16 protein-coding genes are annotated in these 17,176 nt (G+C 34.4%); all 16 read left to right on the top strand.

The window, feature by feature from the left end; genetic code table 11:
• Window positions 1-488 precede the first annotated feature (488 nt).
• The 16 genes from FO442_RS14680 (at window position 489) to FO442_RS14755 (ending at window position 17,093) form a co-directional block, all read left to right on the top strand.
• Window positions 489-710 (top strand): hypothetical protein, encoded by a 222-nt coding sequence (locus FO442_RS14680; RefSeq protein WP_144333965.1) that lies wholly within the window; start codon window positions 489-491, stop codon window positions 708-710.
• A 62-nt stretch (window positions 711-772) separates the two neighbouring features.
• Window positions 773-1,672 carry a hypothetical protein gene (locus FO442_RS14685; protein ID WP_144333966.1) on the top strand — a complete coding sequence of 300 codons (900 nt, stop codon included), beginning with the start codon at window positions 773-775 and terminating at the stop codon, window positions 1,670-1,672.
• Between the two features lies 1 nt (window position 1,673).
• Window positions 1,674-2,645: an ATP-grasp domain-containing protein gene (locus FO442_RS14690; RefSeq protein ID WP_144333967.1), complete on the top strand. Its 972-nt coding sequence runs from the start codon at window positions 1,674-1,676 to the stop codon at window positions 2,643-2,645.
• The gene (locus FO442_RS14695; RefSeq protein ID WP_144333968.1) at window positions 2,642-2,836 is read left to right on the top strand and encodes a hypothetical protein; all 195 of its coding nucleotides are present in this window, start codon (window positions 2,642-2,644) and stop codon (window positions 2,834-2,836) included. Before FO442_RS14690 ends, FO442_RS14695 begins: the two co-directional genes overlap by 4 nt.
• Window positions 2,826-3,959: a grasp-with-spasm system SPASM domain peptide maturase gene (gene gwsS / locus FO442_RS14700; protein ID WP_144333969.1), complete on the top strand. Its 1,134-nt coding sequence runs from the start codon at window positions 2,826-2,828 to the stop codon at window positions 3,957-3,959. Before FO442_RS14695 ends, gwsS begins: the two co-directional genes overlap by 11 nt.
• Complete coding sequence (locus FO442_RS14705; protein WP_144333970.1) at window positions 3,950-4,711, top strand: OmpA family protein; 762 nt, start codon at window positions 3,950-3,952, stop codon at window positions 4,709-4,711. The genes gwsS and FO442_RS14705 overlap by 10 nt, the downstream gene beginning before the upstream one ends.
• Complete coding sequence (locus FO442_RS14710; protein ID WP_144333971.1) at window positions 4,712-6,931, top strand: peptidase domain-containing ABC transporter; 2,220 nt, start codon at window positions 4,712-4,714, stop codon at window positions 6,929-6,931.
• A 2-nt stretch (window positions 6,932-6,933) separates the two neighbouring features.
• Entirely contained in the window at window positions 6,934-8,223 is a 1,290-nt protein-coding gene (locus FO442_RS14715) for a putative HlyD family type I secretion protein (RefSeq protein ID WP_144333972.1), read from the top strand.
• Window positions 8,220-9,494, top strand: a complete 1,275-nt coding sequence (locus FO442_RS14720) for a TolC family protein (RefSeq protein WP_144333973.1) — start codon at window positions 8,220-8,222, stop codon at window positions 9,492-9,494. Before FO442_RS14715 ends, FO442_RS14720 begins: the two co-directional genes overlap by 4 nt.
• Window positions 9,487-9,837, top strand: a complete 351-nt coding sequence (locus tag FO442_RS14725) for a hypothetical protein (protein ID WP_144333974.1) — start codon at window positions 9,487-9,489, stop codon at window positions 9,835-9,837. Before FO442_RS14720 ends, FO442_RS14725 begins: the two co-directional genes overlap by 8 nt.
• Window positions 9,838-11,124: 1,287 nt before the next feature.
• A complete protein-coding gene (locus FO442_RS14730; RefSeq protein WP_144333975.1) occupies window positions 11,125-11,592 on the top strand; it encodes a hypothetical protein in 468 nt (155 codons plus the stop codon).
• A gap of 267 nt (window positions 11,593-11,859) precedes the next feature.
• Window positions 11,860-12,750 (top strand): hypothetical protein, encoded by an 891-nt coding sequence (locus FO442_RS14735; protein WP_186280153.1) that lies wholly within the window; start codon window positions 11,860-11,862, stop codon window positions 12,748-12,750.
• A 710-nt stretch (window positions 12,751-13,460) separates the two neighbouring features.
• Entirely contained in the window at window positions 13,461-13,880 is a 420-nt protein-coding gene (locus tag FO442_RS14740; protein WP_144333977.1) for a hypothetical protein, read from the top strand.
• Between the two features lie 271 nt (window positions 13,881-14,151).
• Complete coding sequence (locus tag FO442_RS14745) at window positions 14,152-15,651, top strand: tetratricopeptide repeat-containing sensor histidine kinase (protein WP_186280155.1); 1,500 nt, start codon at window positions 14,152-14,154, stop codon at window positions 15,649-15,651.
• Window positions 15,638-16,384 carry a LytR/AlgR family response regulator transcription factor gene (locus tag FO442_RS14750; RefSeq protein WP_144333979.1) on the top strand — a complete coding sequence of 249 codons (747 nt, stop codon included), beginning with the start codon at window positions 15,638-15,640 and terminating at the stop codon, window positions 16,382-16,384. Before FO442_RS14745 ends, FO442_RS14750 begins: the two co-directional genes overlap by 14 nt.
• Before the next feature lie 289 nt (window positions 16,385-16,673).
• Window positions 16,674-17,093 carry a hypothetical protein gene (locus tag FO442_RS14755; protein WP_144333980.1) on the top strand — a complete coding sequence of 140 codons (420 nt, stop codon included), beginning with the start codon at window positions 16,674-16,676 and terminating at the stop codon, window positions 17,091-17,093.
• The last annotated feature ends 83 nt before the right edge of the window (window positions 17,094-17,176 follow it).

Here is a 17,176-nt window from a genome sequence, read left to right on the forward strand (position 1 = left end):
AAATACTTACAATCTGAGCCTCTGTAAATCTCGATTTTTTCATAATTCTGACAATTTAAATCTATATTTTTAAACTGTCTGATTTTTAGGGAAGTTTACATTTTTAGGGAAGTTTACAAAACGATTATCGAATATTTCAATTTGTTTTTTTAAGTAATAATATTTGCTCATGCAAAATATTTTTCAAAAAGTCAAGTTATAAATTATAACCTGAAAAAATGTAACAAGAGAATAAAAAAACATTATACTTGTCATCGTTAGCTTTAATCACTAGCTCTCAACTTCATAGTTGAAAAAGCTTTAATCACTGATGAAATTCAGCGAAAACATATTAAAAAAAATGGAGGTGCTGTAACACCTCCACTAAACGCATTCGGTTGTTTACAGATGGCTCGACATGCAAAACCTTGCAATTGATGGTTAACCGCCGAAAACGCTTTTGCAAAGATATAGAAACAGAGTAGGCGGAACAAATAAATCATGCTATTATGGCAACAAAAAAAATCGAGTCATTGAGCTCAAAAAAGTTTGATTCAAAGAATTTAGGAAAAGTTTTAGGAGGGGTTCCTACTTACGGACCTTATTACGGAACAATTAATGGGAAGTACTATCCAGGTGGAACAGATGACGAAGCACGTCATACATACAATCCAGATGGATACCCAGCAGGTACCGAAGGTGATGGTGATGACTTCGCTTGGTGTATCTAATCTTTGATTAAACAAGGCAATCAAATGAAAGCTTCATTTGGTTGCCTTTAAACTCTAACGTTATGAAGTATTTGATTTTGATTTTTGTCGTTTTGGCAAGCCAATGTTCTTTTGGACAATTAATAAACCATATTGAATATAAGAAAGATTGCAATATTGTTTATCTGAGAGTAGATTCTTCCAAATACAAAGCAGCATTGACCACACTTAAAAAATTAGAAAAAAAATATGGAAGTTTATATACAGAAGAGTATATCCTTAGGGCGTTTTGCTATCATAAACTTAACAATAATAAAAAGGCATCAATTGCAATGGAAGTTGCGTGGTCTCATCGAATTTGTGATCCAGCGTATCTTAATCAAATCGATGGATTTGACTGGGTTAAGATGGGAGAATCTTTTAATGAAAAGGAAAAGAAAAGATTAAATCAAGGTTATGAAAACAATCTCAAACTTAGAAGCAAAGATTTCGATTCACTTGCTTTCCTGGTTAAAGAATTGTCGGATAAAGATCAGAAATACAGAGCTTTTTTATCGCCAAAAAAAATGGAATCATTAGGTGATAGCTTATCAATACTTTCAATAGAGCAAGACTCTTTGAATATCCTTGAATTCGAAAGAATTTATTCTAAATATGGTTTTCCGGGAGAACAGATCTCATGTCTTTTTTCAACTCGATTATTAGCCTTCCTTTTACATTCAGCAGATTATAATTGGTTTGTAGATCGAATGAGACCAAAATTTTTAATTGATGTAAAGAATGGTGATATGCCTGCGTCATTATTCCTGATTTGGGTTGATAGGAACTCAAATTCCAATGGCAAAAAAGAAGAATTCGCAATGTATGTCAATCCGAAGAGTTTTGAAGCTACACCGCTAGAAATTCAATTAATTAAACAGGCAAGGCTTGAATATGGAATCGTAAACTCTTTTCGAGTACCTTATAATTTTACACACCATTAATATGATTTTTATTTTCTCGGAAAATGTAAGTTATTCTGCAAGACACGTGGCGAGGTATCTTTTGAAAGAGAAGCAATCTTTTGAGGTTTTTTTGGAAACAGATAAAATTGATTTTTGCTATAACTTGAATTCATCAGGTAATCAAATTTCGATTCTTAAAAATGGACAATTTTTATGCTCGTATACTGATTTAAAATCGGTATGGGCACATAGGAGCGAAATTAATATTGAAAAAAAACAATATTCTAAACTTGAAAGAAAAGAGCTTAGTTATGTGAAAAGACATGAAGATACACAAGTTAAATCAATTCGAAACTTACTGCATAAAAAGAAATGTCTCGGTCGTTTTGGAAAATTGAATTTCAATAAGATTATTTTCCTGAATGCTTGTCAAGAATTGGAAATCAGAATTCCCAAAACATTAATTACGCGAAAGAAGGATGATTTAATCCCATTTTTTAGTGAACAGAGGAATGGTGTTATCGTTAAATCAATTGCTGAAAATTTTCATCATTGTGTCTCAATTTCACAACATGAACAAATTTGGCAACATGGAACCACTAATCTATTAGATGAAGTAAAATTAAAGAAGATTCCTGAAGAATTTGATTTGAGTTTGTTTCAAGAAAAATTGGATAAAAAATATGAATTGCGTGTTTTTTATTTAGATGGAATTTGCTTTCCTCAGATAATTTTTTCCCAAAAACATTCTTTTTCGGAAGTTGATTATAGATTAGGTCTTGGTGAATCTGAAATGCGTCAAGGAAATTTTAATTTGCCGATGAATGTTCAGGGCCAAATAAAAGACTTGATGAATTCACTTGATCTCAATGTAGGTTGCATAGACATTGTAGTTACTAAGCAAGATGAATATGTCTTTTTAGAAGTCAATCCATCAGGAATTTTTACCGATATGGTAGGTAATTGCAATTATGACATACACTATGAAATAGCAAAATATTTGATGTTATGAAATCAGAAATTGGAACAATAGATGCATTACTTGCAGAAGAAAAAAGTTATCCGGTTGAAAATCTTCCAACAACGGAACCAAACGGAATAAAAATTGGAATAATTGGATTTCAAAACGTTCAATATAGAGAAAGACTTCAACGATCAATTTCGAAGATTATTAATCCTTCCACTATAATAGATGAAAACTGACTTGAATTACATTACACTGTACCCAAATATAATTCCCGTCCGTGGGTATAGTCGTTCTATTCTAATGGATTTGAACATGGGGAAGTTTCTTTTTATTCCGAATTACTTTTGTGACTTTTTAATTGAAAACAAAACTAAAAATCTTCAAAAAGTTGATTTTCTTAATTTCGGCAATTCTGAAAACGACGTTGATGAAATTAATAGGTTAGTAGATCTTTTAATTCAGGAAGATTATTTAACCGAAGTTGATTCCAAATTACTAAGTGGACTTAAAGTTGAAGTTCCATTTATTACAGACGATACGTTAATCAGTGACTGTATAATTGAAATTTCAAACCTATCTAGTTGGAATATATCTGTTTTTCTGGCTAAAATAAACACCCTTGGAGTTAAATTTTTGGAAATTCGTTTTCTTGACTTTACTTCATTTGAAAAACATTACAAAAAAATTCAATTCGACCTTACAGACCATTCTATTGAATTTTTACATTTTATCGTTCCTGGAGATGATAATTTGAATGAAATTATTTCTAATGAAATGATGACATTTCATAGACTAAATCAACTAACTATATATAATTCTAAAGGCAAATTTGAAATAGAAGGAGTCCCTTTTATTTTAAGTTTTTCAACGCAAAACAGCATTGACAATTCAAATTGTGGTTGTATTAACCCTTCTCAGTTTAATTGTAACATTGCCAGCTATTACGCTAATAAAAAAAGCAACAATTGTCTTTCTCAAAAATTGAGCATAGATCAATATGGAGATATAAAAAATTGTCCTTCAAAGAAAGAATCTTTTGGAAAATTAGAAACCGTTAATTTAGAGCGGACAGTTCAATTAAATGAGTTTAGAAAGGAATGGCACATTACAAAAGAATCAATATTAGTTTGCTCTGATTGCGAACTTCGCTGGATGTGCTCCGATTGTAGAGTTTTTATTCAGGATGAATCAAATCCATTGTCCAAACCGTCAAAATGTGGCTATAACCCTTATATCAATAAATGGATTAACGAAGAAGGGTATTTATCAGAATCAGAATGTGGTGTTTCTATTGTGGATAACAGGCTCACAATTGACCAAGTAAAATTAAATGAAATTAATTCTGAGTTATGGGGATAAAAAGACTTTTAGTATTTATTACAGTACTTTTTTTGCAAGAATCAGATGCTTTTTCGCAAGAGTTTATTCAGACTAAACGCTTGGACTCTTTATCCGTTTTTTTTAAATTTGGTAGTTATGAGGTCCAGAATCCACAAAGATTGATTGCCAGATGCAGTAGGATAAAGGCAACTTCTGGAAAGATTAAAATAACTTCGTATACAGATACTATCGGCAGTCAAAAATCAAATCAAAAGCTGGCCGCTAAAAGATTAAATTCAGTTTCTAAAATTTTAAGATCGACTAGCTTAAGTTCTTTTGCGATAGATAGTATAAACAAAAATGAACAACGGGATTTAAAGAAGAAACTAAATGACAGTACTTTCAGAAGAGTTGACATTGTCATTTACAGCGTAGAAAATAAGTTTAAACTTAATTCTCCAATTAATCTTGATATTAACTTCGTATCAGAAACAGATAAAATAGTTCCCGAATCATCAGAAAATTTAAAAATATTATTATCTATCATTCGGGGCGATAGTACGTTAAACGTTCAATTGAATGGTCATGTTTGTTGCAGACCAGGACAAGAATTATCCGAAAAACGTGCGTTAGCAGTTAAAAAGTATCTGGTTTCTAATGGGATTAAATCTAACCGAATTGAATGTAAAGGATTTAGTAATAGTATTCCCTTATTTCCACGTACGGATATTCAGAACGTACATAAAAACATGCGTGTTGAAGTTATTTTCACTAAACCCAAAACTAACTAATTGAGATCATTCCCAACATATTTACAGCCTGATTCAATGGATTGCGGTCCAACATGCCTACGTATGATTGCAAAACACTACGGAAAATCAATTTCGCTAGATAAATTGCGTAATCTATGTGAAACAACAAAATTAGGAAGTAGTTTAAAAGGAATAAGTGATGCTGCCGAGACTATTGGTTTTAGAACCTTAGCGGTGAAAATTGATTTGGAAAGTTTAAAGAAAGAAGCTCCACTACCTTGCATTTGTTTTTGGAACGAACAACATTATGTCGTTGTATATAAAATTAAAGGTGACAAATTTTATATTGCAGATCCAGGAAAAGGTAAGCTTGTTTATTCTAAAAGCGAGTTTTTGAAAAGCTGGATTGGAATCCATGCGGATGAAAATACTGAAGAAGGCATTGTATTACTGCTTGAACCAACACCATTTTTAAACGAAAACGAAGAAGATAATAGCGAAAATAATAAGAATGGATTCAGATTTCTTTTTAAATATTTGAAAGGCTATCGTAAATTATTAATACAACTTAGTTTTGGCTTACTTGCAGCTAGTCTTTTGCAATTAATATTTCCATTCTTAACTCAAAGCGTTGTTGACATTGGAATTCAAAATAAGGACATTCATTTTCTTTATTTAATCCTTTTTGGACAATTATTTGTGTTCTTAGGAAAAATGAGTGTTGAGATAATTCGGAGTTGGTTATTATTACATTTGAGCGCGAGGGTAAATATCTCATTAGTTTCCAATTTCCTAATCAAGTTAATGAAGTTGCCAATATCCTTTTTTGACACTAAAAAGATTGGTGATATTATGCAACGAGTTGACGATCATCATCGAATAGAAACTCTTTTGACGAATCAGACATTAAGCGTTCTTTTTTCATTTTTCAATTTTATTGTATTTAGTGTTGTTTTGATAATATATAGTTTTCCTGTCTTTTTAATCTTCGTAGTGGGCAGTATAATCTATTTCTTATGGGTCCGAATCTTTCTCAAAAGAAGAAAAGATTTGGATTACAAACGCTTTTCTCAAGGAGGGGAAGATCGGTCTAAAATTGTCGAACTCATTCAAGGAATGCAAGAGATTAAGTTGCATAATGCAGAAAGGCAAAAACGATGGGGTTGGGAAAGAATACAAGTTCGTGTGTTCAAATTAAGAATCAAAAGTCTCCGTTTAGAACAACTTCAGAGTAATGGTGCCTTGTTTATTAATGAGTTTAAGAACATATTAGTAAGTTTTTACACTGCTAAATTGGTGATTGATGGACAATTGACTCTTGGGATGATGTTATCGGTATCCTATATAATTGGACAGTTGAACGCACCTATTTCGCAGTTCTTGTCATTTATTTATGCTGTCCAAGATGCCAAAATTTCTCTTGATAGACTTTCCGAAATCCATGATAGAGAAGATGAAGAACCTGAAAATTCTAATAGACAGAATGAATTACCGGATAATAAAAATTTGGTTTTAGAAGATGTAACCTTTAGATATGCCGGAGGTGAAAATTCGGTTCTCAGGGACATCAATTTAACTATAAAATCCAACCAATTAACTGCAATTGTTGGAGCAAGCGGAAGTGGCAAGACAACTTTAATGAAACTTTTATTGAGGTTTTATGAACCTACCAATGGAAAAATTAAAATTGGTTCTGTGGAACTGGAGAATTTCACACAAAGAAGTTGGAGGGAAAATTGTGGTTCTGTAATGCAAGACGGTTATCTTTTTAATGATACAATTGCAAATAATATCGCTATCGGAGAAGATCGAATTGATAAAGAAAAATTAAAACAAGCCGTTAAAATAGCCAATATTCAAGAATTTATTGAAAGTCTACCATTAGGCTACAATACAAAGATTGGAAATGAAGGAATGGGGATCAGTGGGGGACAAAAACAACGTATTTTAATTGCCCGGGCTGTCTATAAAAACCCGACTTTTTTGTTCTTTGATGAAGCGACAAGCTCACTTGATTCAAGAAATGAGAAAGTAATCATGCAAAATCTGGATGAATTTTTTCAAGGCAGAACCGCTGTTGTAATTGCCCACAGACTAAGTACTGTAAAAAATGCTGATCAGATTATTGTTTTAGACAATGGAACAATGGTAGAAAAAGGAACGCATAAGGAACTTATTGCATTGAACGGGGCTTACTATAATCTTGTTCAAAGTCAGCTTGATTTGGAGAAAACTGAGAAGATAGAAATCAATTCATAGTTATGGAAGAGAAGAGATACATAGATATTGAATTGAAGAGTGAACAAATGAATGAAATGCTATCAAATCCACCTTCATGGATTGTAAGATCAGGAAATGGAGTATTTCTAATTGTTTTATTGGTAATTATTGGTCTTGCATGGTTTATTCGTTATCCGGATGAAATTGCAGGTGAAGTACTAGTGACTTCTTCCAAACCACCTATTGAACTTTCAAATCAAGGTTATATTCAATTAAAAACTTTAAATGTTTCAGAAAATGAAGAAGTAAGAATTGGAGATTTAATAGCTCAATTTGATATTCAAGCAAAATCAGGAGACGTAGAAAAGGCTAGGAATTACTTGGGTCAGTTGGAAGTGTTTAATGGGAAGTATCAAAAACAAATACCGGTCTTTAGTCAACCGTTGAAACTTGGAACTTTTCAAGAACAATGGACAACCCTTCTTTCAAAAGTGGCGGAATGGAATAGCGAGCATTCGGAAAATATAACACAACAAGAATTAGCATCCATTCAAAGAGAGATTTCATTTCGAGAGCAATTGCAAATAATTTCAAACAAGAAAATTAAGTTGTCTGAAGGTGAGTATGAATTGATTCAAGAACAATTGGCAAGCAGTGAACGGTTAGCGGAACAAAACGCCATTTCAAAGCAAACATTAACACAAGATAAACGAACACAAACGCAAGCCCTGCAATCTGTTCAAAGTCAAAAAGAACAGCATGTACAAAATCTAATCACATTAAATACTTTAAGAAAGGAACGTTTCCGATTGGAGCATGATGCAAAATTGAAGGAACTTAAAATGTCCTCGGAAATTCAAATTGGTATTTCTGTACTTATGAATGGTTTTCAGACATGGGAAAAGAATGTTGTTTGGATTGCTCCGTGTACTGGAAAAGTAGTCTTTAATAAACTACTTCAAGTTAATCGTTTTTACAAAACCAATGAAGCTTCAATTGTTATTGTTCCGAAAGGGAGCGGTTATATAGCACTTGCAACAATTGAAAGCGCAGGATCTGGAAAGGTAATGGTTGGACAAAAGACATTCATTGAACTAATTGATTTCCCTAAAGCTGAATTTGGAATGTTGGAAGGAAATGTAAGTAAGATTACCAGAATAGATAAGGAGGGTAAGTATGAAGTAAAAATACGATTGCCAAAACAAATGAAAACAACCTATAACAAGGATATTCCATTCAAAGCACAATTGAAAGGGAATGTAAAAATTATTACAAAGGATAAACGTTTGTTAGAGCGATTCTTTGAGCAATTAACTGATCTTATTAAATGAGGTTGATATTTTTAATAGGCTCGTTTTTTTTGTTTTCTGCTGTTTCAGGTCAGGAAGTAATTACGCTACAATTCTGTTTAGATAGGGTAAAGAATAATTCAATCCAAACAGTAACAGAATCCAGCTTATTAAATAGCTCACAGGTAAATAGTCAATATCATTGGTGGAGTTTGCTACCGAACCTAAGCGCATACGCTGGGGTTAACACATCCTTTGGACGTAGGCTCGATCCTTTTACGAACACGTTTGCAACCAGTTCCGTTAACTCTCAATCATTTGGATTGAATTCAAGTGTTACGCTGTTTAACGGGTTTAATTATTTCTATAAGCGAAATATACTTACCGGAACCATAAAACGAAATGAAATCACTTTAACAGCCAAACTGAATGAATTGAGAATACAGGTGATCGAAACCTATGTTACTTTATGTAAACTTTCCACTCAGACCAAAATGGCTGAATCACGAATTGAAAAATACAAGCAGATTCAAGCCATTCAGCGTTTGCTAATACAAGAAGGCAGAATTAATTCAATTGATACGCTTAAAAGCAATAATTCATTACTGAATGAACAGGATTTACTATTAAACTTATCCAATGAATTAAGACTAAATACGATTCAATTAAGTTTTCAAATAGGATTGCCATTATCAGCGAACTACACCTTTGATTTAGCATCTATTTCATCAATTAACGATAAACTCACGTTTTCGGAGAAATATAATATTGAATCCCTTGAAATTGAATCTGAAATACTGGAAAGTCAATTAAAATCTGACCGTTCCAATATTGTGCCAACTATTGCTCTAAATGGGTTGGTTGGAACAGGGTTCTCAACTAATAACAAAGATTATTTAATTCCTGGAAGTCCTACAAAACGTTATGGAGACCAAATCAATCAAAACCTTTATGAAGGAATAGGATTCTATTTGAGTGTTCCAATATTTAATCGCGGTGAATGGCTCAAAACAAAGCGATTAAACACTATTAAACAGACTGAAATTGCTAATAAAAAGCAACTAGCGGAATTATCGTTTGAAAAGCAGAAATTGGAGTTAGAACAAAAGTTGCTCAATATTAGAGCGAAGCAAGAACAGACTAGAGAAATGACAAATAACTTAGAATTAATCTATAAGAAAAGCTTGTTATTGTATGAAGAAGGGCGCATAACCTATACAGAAATTGAAATTTCATTTATGGATTGGCAAATGAAATTATTGGAATATGAATCCTTGAAATTGGATTATGAAAAGTTAAAGATTTATGAGTAAGAATAACTCTTTGAATATCTCTTTTGAAGATTTATTCAAATTAATCATTGGTTTTATTATCGATGATCTAAAAGTGCAAAAGCATTACTATAATTTAAGTCTAAGCGGATTAGATACAACACCCCTCCAATTAAACTTGCATGATGGAATATTTATTTTGGTTGGGTTTAAGGAGATTGATATAACTGAAGAAATTAAACAGTGGTATTTTAAGCAAACAGAACGCGTTTTTACTATGGATATAACTAATGACGAAAAAGCACTCCGAAATTTATCTTCTGAAATCCTCGAAGGATTACTAAAAGCGCGAAATAATTTGTATTCACAAAAAAGGAAACAATAGTTGATCTGAAATTGGTAAGACCAAAATTCAAATAGAATTTTCAAAACAATGTTTACTCTAGTCTTTCTCTCAATAACGAATGCGAATTTATGTTTTGAGAGAAGTAGTAGAAATCTGTTCCAAATCCACCATCAAAAAGTTCGAAATTTCGGTCAACGGGGTCACAAAAAGAAAAAGCGAATTACGGTAGTAGTTCGCTTTTCTTTTTGCCCTCAATACTCACTCTCACACTCGCTCTGTCTTTCAGAGCTATCCTTCGGCTTTTCTGTCTTGTGAGACAGAGCCTCAGTCTTCACAAGCTGTGCTTGCTCTTCTTTCAGTGTGAGTTTTGAGTGCGGAATCCGTGTTCGAAGTTTCAATTGAACTTCCTCCTTTGAAGGAGGACCGAGGAGGATGGCGAAGCAAAATCTCCCGCAAATCATTGATTTTATTGTGTTTTTCTATCGAATCAAAGTGGTTCGAATCCAATTGGGTTTTAGACTTATTTCTTTCCCGGAATTTTTTTTAACAGTGAGTTGGTTTTCAGAATTATTGTTTAGTATTGGGGTAGTAACGAAGATTATTCGCAAAAACATCTGAAATTCAGTATAAAATCCGATTTTAATTAGTTGTAAGTAGTTGGAGTTGCGCATATAAATAAGTTATAGGCAATATTGGGCTATTAAAAGACCGAATGAAAATATCCTTAGTCAAATTGAAGCTTGAATGCGCCACTCACAAACATTTGACGTGAAAAATTTAAAATTAAAAATATTATGTTCATTCGCCTTTTTGATTATAATCGTCATAACAACTACGATTTTCAATGCTTATTATGCTAGAAAAGAACTTAGACAAAAAGTTAATTTCATTGTTGCAAGAATTCATATCACACCCTCTTTAAGGTGCTATCTGTATGACAAATCAGAAAACCAACTAAAATTAAATAGTTATACATTTTACGAGAGCTCAGGGTTGAAAGTCGGTGACAGTCTTGTTAAAATTAGCAATTCACCCACCATTGTTTGTTACCGAAAAAATTACAAAGGAAAATATACTGTTATTGAGGAATTTGAACCTAATTAAATTAACATTACTACTGCCTATAACAACAGGTTTAAGTTAAGCCTCGGGCGAAGTGTAAACACAAGAATTTGAAGCTATTTATTTAGATTAGTGCTATAGGGTTTTGGTGCAAGTAAATTAGGCTCAACTTAAACCTGCAAACCGTTAGTGTAATTACATGTAACATTCAAAAGAATTCGCTTTTATCTAATGAAGTACGTAAATTCAACCAAACGACAAGATATGAAATTACCAATTCCGTATCTTCTGTTTCTAATGATTGTTCTTTTACAATCCGCTTCAACTCAGGCTCAAAAAATTTCGGACGAAGAAATTTATTTTAATGTATGGCATATTACTAACATTAGTCTCGATTCTAACACAATTATTAATATGGATACTTTAATCTTAAGACAAGCATTAAGATCCGGACATACTCATTATCCTGACAGTACCACCATTTCTCCATATGATACCTGGAATATTAGTTTCGGAGAATATCATGATTTAACAATATACTCTGTTCAGCGTCCACCGACCGGAATCGGTATTAATCGCAGCGAATATTATACTGAAATGTATTCCTGTTTAAACACTGTCTGGAGTAGAAATCACAAAGAGATTATTTTTAAAATAGGCACTCAACCTCCAGTAAAATACTTTATTGATCAATATTCACATCTTGAGTTAATATTGGTGAAATTAGAATGATACCCATAACATCAACAAAAATCCACGGGCTAAACAACCACAACCGAGAAGCCCGCGTCTCCTAGTTGAAAACCGTTATAACTATGCTAGCTCTTAATCTTGATTAAAGGTGTTCGACTCTAGAGAATGATGAGCTTTAACTGTGGAACAAATCCCACATTTTTCTACCTTCGAACCAAATTACACTCAATGATTTGCAAACAATTACTTGTTTTTCTTCTAACAGCAATAGTGCTATCTGCCTGTAACTCCGGAAATTCGAAAAAAGTGAAAACCAAGGTTATACCTGAAGCTCAGAAACAAAAAGCTGTTCATTCGGATAAGAAGACGAAGCCCGATGCGTCAGGAGATTCGAAGGATAAACCGAATACTGAAAATGTATTTCGACGTTACGATGCCGTTAAAAAAATCCTGAAAAAATGGAATGAGGCAATTAGTGAGCACCGGCTGTCTGATCTCGAAAATTTGTATGCAGATGAAGTGTCATATTATTCTAAAAAGAGCAACAAACAAGCAGTTTTAACCCAAAAATCCGACTGGTTAAAAATACACCCCTCTTACAAACAAGAATTGGGTTATGTGGATGTTTATTATGATGATGAAGATGTTTTGGGAGTAGAATTTGTGGTGCAATTCACTAAAATATGCATTGAAAACGGGAAGAAAACGGAGATCGAATCGTATTTGTATTTTCGAAAATTCGGGAATGAGTGGAAAATAGTTCGGGAAACAGATGCTCCCACAGAAGTGAATGTGGCACGAAAGAAACCGGTGACGAACCTTCCGGAAGGGAATTACAATTATTACACCGGGCAATGGTCAGATACACGCGATGTTCAAGGATTTGGACATGATCAGGTACCTTATAGTGTGAACCTGAATTTTACAATTGGAGTCGGCGGAATTACCGGAGTTTATCATTATTATAGCGGTACTGCGAGAAGCCGTACCTTTTATTTGATAAAAAGTGGAAAGATAGATAATGGAATTCTGGAGTTACACGTAATTTACTCGCAAGTGGATGATCCAGAACCTGAAGACTTTGATGAAGACGCAGAAACAGAAACATGGCGCTTCAAGATCCTTGAAAACAAACAGTTGTTTTCCCTTTCAAAGGATGAGGCTTTTTATTCCCGTGCTTTGAGACCAATCAAATAGGGACCCTCGCTAAGCAACAACGTTTTCTTAGTTTTGTTTCTACAAATAATAATTTATTTTGAATCTAGCGATTCATGTAATATAAGTTCTAAATCTCCAACAAAAAGTTTGATGCATCTCCGCTTGAGATCACAAAAAGAAAAAAGCATCGCAATAGTGATGCTTTTTTCTTTTTGTCCCTCTTCACTCACACTCCACACTCACACTGAGTTGATGGATCAGGACCAATTCTCGGGGACTAAGTATAAATTTGCCTGAATCGGAAAAAGCCATGATCCGATGGGAGGATCATGGCTTTTTTCCTAACCTAACAAGAGTTTTTCAGTATCTAAGTTGTAATCCGAAAGGAATTTGTTTTACGCTATAAATTTCTTTCAACGCTGCAAAAATAAAGCGATTGGGTTACTTGAAGTACAAAAAAATGCCGAATCAAGGAGAAAATTGAGTGAACAGGTTTAATTAACAAGTTAATGATTTCGGCCCTTCGTGTGTCAGGTAAATTACTTTAGTAAAATTTAGTTTAATTCCCTTTGGAAGCTTTTTTAAACGAAAAATTCCCCTAATTTTAAGAACCCATAAATTGAGTCATTTTCTTAATCGGATAGAGGGAATACAGGCAGATTCTTTTTTTCATGGGGAATGACTATATTTTTGCGTAAAAAAACATGTTTTGATTACTTAACTTTTTGTCTAACTAAAAAAAGCGTTTTATGGAAGTCACCATTCAAAATTACACCGTTCAGCCGGTAATGTTGCCGCTCACTCCGGTTGGTTCACCCACCTTAGCGGATCCAACTGCAATTGATGCAGTATACAGCACTTCAACTCAGAAGTTAACAGTCGCTATGACCTTTATGATTCCCGGAGACCTCAATCCAAACCAGGTATCGATCAAGCAATATTACGATTCTTCCGATTCGTGTAACCTCCAGTTTTATGCTGTTTACAGTTCGAGTTCAACGGCAACTCCCAAGCCAGTAACCTGTTCGTTTAAAGCGTCAGCTGTGGATGCTGCTGGACATGACATCGATTTGGGAGCCATATTGACTTTGTTTATTCTGCTTGTTAATACGGTGGGGCCGAAAAGTTCTCGTGGTATAATGAGTACTGTTAGAACGACAGAACAATAAAAGTATGTTCTATTCAAGCCTAGTTATTAATTGGATAAAGGTGTCTCTTTTCGGGGCACTTTTTTTCATTTCATTTTATTCCTTTTCTAAACGAGATGAGAAAAGTAATCGATTGCTTGACCAAAAGGCAGAAGCACTTACCAGGAAACACAAGGATCTCATTTTTTTATCTAAAACTGTTGGTTTCGCGCAAAGTGAAAATTGGGATTCAGTGCTGGTAAATACTCAAAAGTTGTTGCAACAAGTAAAGGGTCCAAAACAGCTTGATTTTGTGCATTATTATCGCGCTGAAGCATTTCACAAAAAAGGAATTTTTAAATATGCCCTGAAAGAATTTAATCTGGTAAGAAATAGTTTTGAGTTTTATGCAATGGTTCGCTTCAACAAGGGATGTATCTTTCTTTCTCAGGAAAAATATAACCAAGCTTTAAACCTGTTTAAAAGTATTGACACCAGTAATAAGCAAATCATCCAAACAATTCGAATTGATGCACTATTTCATAATACGGGTGTGTGTTATTTTCACTTAGGGAATTTTACAGAGGCAGAAAATTATCTTATTAAAGCAATTCAGAAGATAGAAAAGCTGAAAGATTATACTTCGCTGATTAATGCCTACACGGATCTTGGAAGTGTTTATTACGAACAATACCAGGATGAAAAAGCAATTTCCTATTTTGAAAAAGCATACCTTTTATCTAAAAAATACGGATCAAAAGAACTGAAATTGAGTTCAGCCAATAATATGGCTGTCGTAGAAGAGAATAGGAAACGCTATGATTTGGCTTTAAAGTACCGGAAAGAATATGAAAGCTGGAATGATTCCCTCAGCGATCAAAACAAAATTTACGAAGTAGCCCAAATTGAAAAAAGATTGGCCCTGGCTCATAAACAACGACGTGTAGAGTTGTTGGAATCCGAAAACAAACTGAAACAGGCCGAATTAAACACCTATCTTTTTGCAGCTCTGTTACTAATGGCAATCATTGTCTTCGGAACTTACTTTTACCGTCAGAATGTGCTGCGGTCTCGGGTTATTTTGCGCCAAAAACAAGAACTGGACTTGTTGAATGCCACGAAGGACCAGTTATTCTCTATTGTGAGCCACGACCTTCGCTCGTCTGTTCATGCCTTGAGTGTCAGTAATTCCAAATTAAAGGATAAGGTGCAGAAACAGGAGTACAACAGTCTAGAAAACCAATTGGAAGAAAACAGTGTGATTGCAACCAATACTTACAACATGCTGGATAATTTGCTGAACTGGGCGCTCTTGCAAACGGAAGGCGGTTATTTCAGGCAGGAAGAACACCGGTTGAGTATGCTGATCGACCAGGTGGCTTATAATTTTAAAGGTGTGCTGAACCAGAAACAAATTACTTTTGAAAATACGATCCCCAAATCCATAAAAGTATTTGCAGATGCGGAATCATTGAAGATCGTGTTGCGTAATTTCATGGATAACAGTATCAAGTTTTCCGATCCCGGTTCCGAAATTACCGTGAATTTGCTGCATGAAAATGAAACGGAGGTATGCTTTGAATGGAAGGATACCGGGAAGGGAATGTCGGAAGAAACCCGGTTGAAATTACTCAGTGATTCACCTCAATTGACTAAAAAGGACCATGAAAAAACGATCGGTTCGGGACTTGGAATGAATTTATGTCAGGCAATGCTAGCAAAAAACGATGGGAAATTAGATATTTGGAGTCGACAAAATGAGGGGACGAAGATGATCGTTACCCTAAAGAAAAGTTCAGATGGAAAAAATTAAGGTCCTGATTGTTGAAGATACGGTAGCAGAAAGTGATAAATTAACAGATACATTGACCGAGAGTCAATTCGAAATCGTAGGCGTGGCGCGATCTCACCAGGAAGCACTAAAGTTATTCTATGGGAACAAAGTAGACATTGTGGTGATCGACATATTCCTGAATGGGATCCCGGAAGGAATTACCTTTGCTGAAACCCTGAACAATGTTCCGGAATCTTCCAGGCCTTTTGTATTCCTCACAAGTTCTACGGATAGGAGTATCTTTGAACGGGCGAAACTGACTAAACCGTATAGCTTTCTATTGAAACCTTTCAACCCACTGGAGGTGCTTTACGCCCTGGAAATGGCTATTGAGAAATTCTACGATCAACCGGATATTTTCCAGAGTGAGGAAGAGGATACAGTAATCAGCTCGGAGTTTTTATTCATCAAGAAAAAAGATGCCCTTAAAAAAGTGGCTGTTTCCGATATTATCAACATCGAAGTGGAAGAGCGCTATTGCTCCATTTTTACCGCGATGGAGAAGTTTGTAATCCAGATCTCACTGACGAAGGTGATTAACCTGCTCGATCCGGCAGTCTTTTACCGTGTACACCGCAATCACATTGTGAATGCCCGGGAAATTGAAGAAATCCAACCGTCTGACGGCTTACTGACGATGAGCAATAAAGCGGTTATTCCAATCAGTGATCACTACAAGGAAGTTTTGAACCAGTTTAAAATTATTAAATAACCCTGAACGGTTTCCGTTAAAATAAAGCTAAATGAAGTCGCCTGCCCGGTGACTTTTTTTATGCCTTCAATCCGGATGATTCTATCATGTCCGGGAATTTGTATACCCCGGAAAATAGAAAAGTACGCTTGGTAACCGGTGTTATTAGTTCGTGCTTCATTTTTTGTTTTTCATGACATCGATTCGGGATTTCATGACATTTTGCTCAAGTCGTGCCGCAAAGAACCCTATACTTGTTACAGTCAATGGCACAATGCTGATAGTGTTTTGCCGGCTAAAATGAAGAAAAATGGAATTACTTAACGAAATAAGACTTTCTCCGCTTCCGGAAACCAAAATGGTTCTCGGAGAGATCAAAGATCTAGGGGCTTATTTCGAATTGTATATGCATTTTTCCAAAGGGGAATTATTGCCATTCGATTTTCCCCAGAAGCATCTGGATAAGTTTCCTGACAGATCTTACAAACAGCTGCTGATGATGGAGATAACGAATAAAATGAATGTGATCAATACGTATATGGCCATTCAAAATGAATATTTGAAGAATTATTATGTATTGTATTTGCACTATGCGAACGGAATGGATATTCCTTTGGATTTTCCCGAAGCGATTATTGATCAGTTTCCGAACAGAAGCTATATCCATCGGTTGAAAGGAGCTATAACCACGCTGCAACTGGAGATTAACAACGAAAGAGATGCCATATAAAAAGAAATTACCACCGCTATACACTGAAACACATACTACAACGAAACCTAACGTTTAGCTTTCACAGGAAGAGTAGAGGTAGT

The organism is Fluviicola chungangensis, assembly GCF_007558725.1.
In the GTDB taxonomy this organism is placed as follows: Bacteria; Bacteroidota; Bacteroidia; order Flavobacteriales_D; family Crocinitomicaceae; genus Fluviicola; species Fluviicola chungangensis.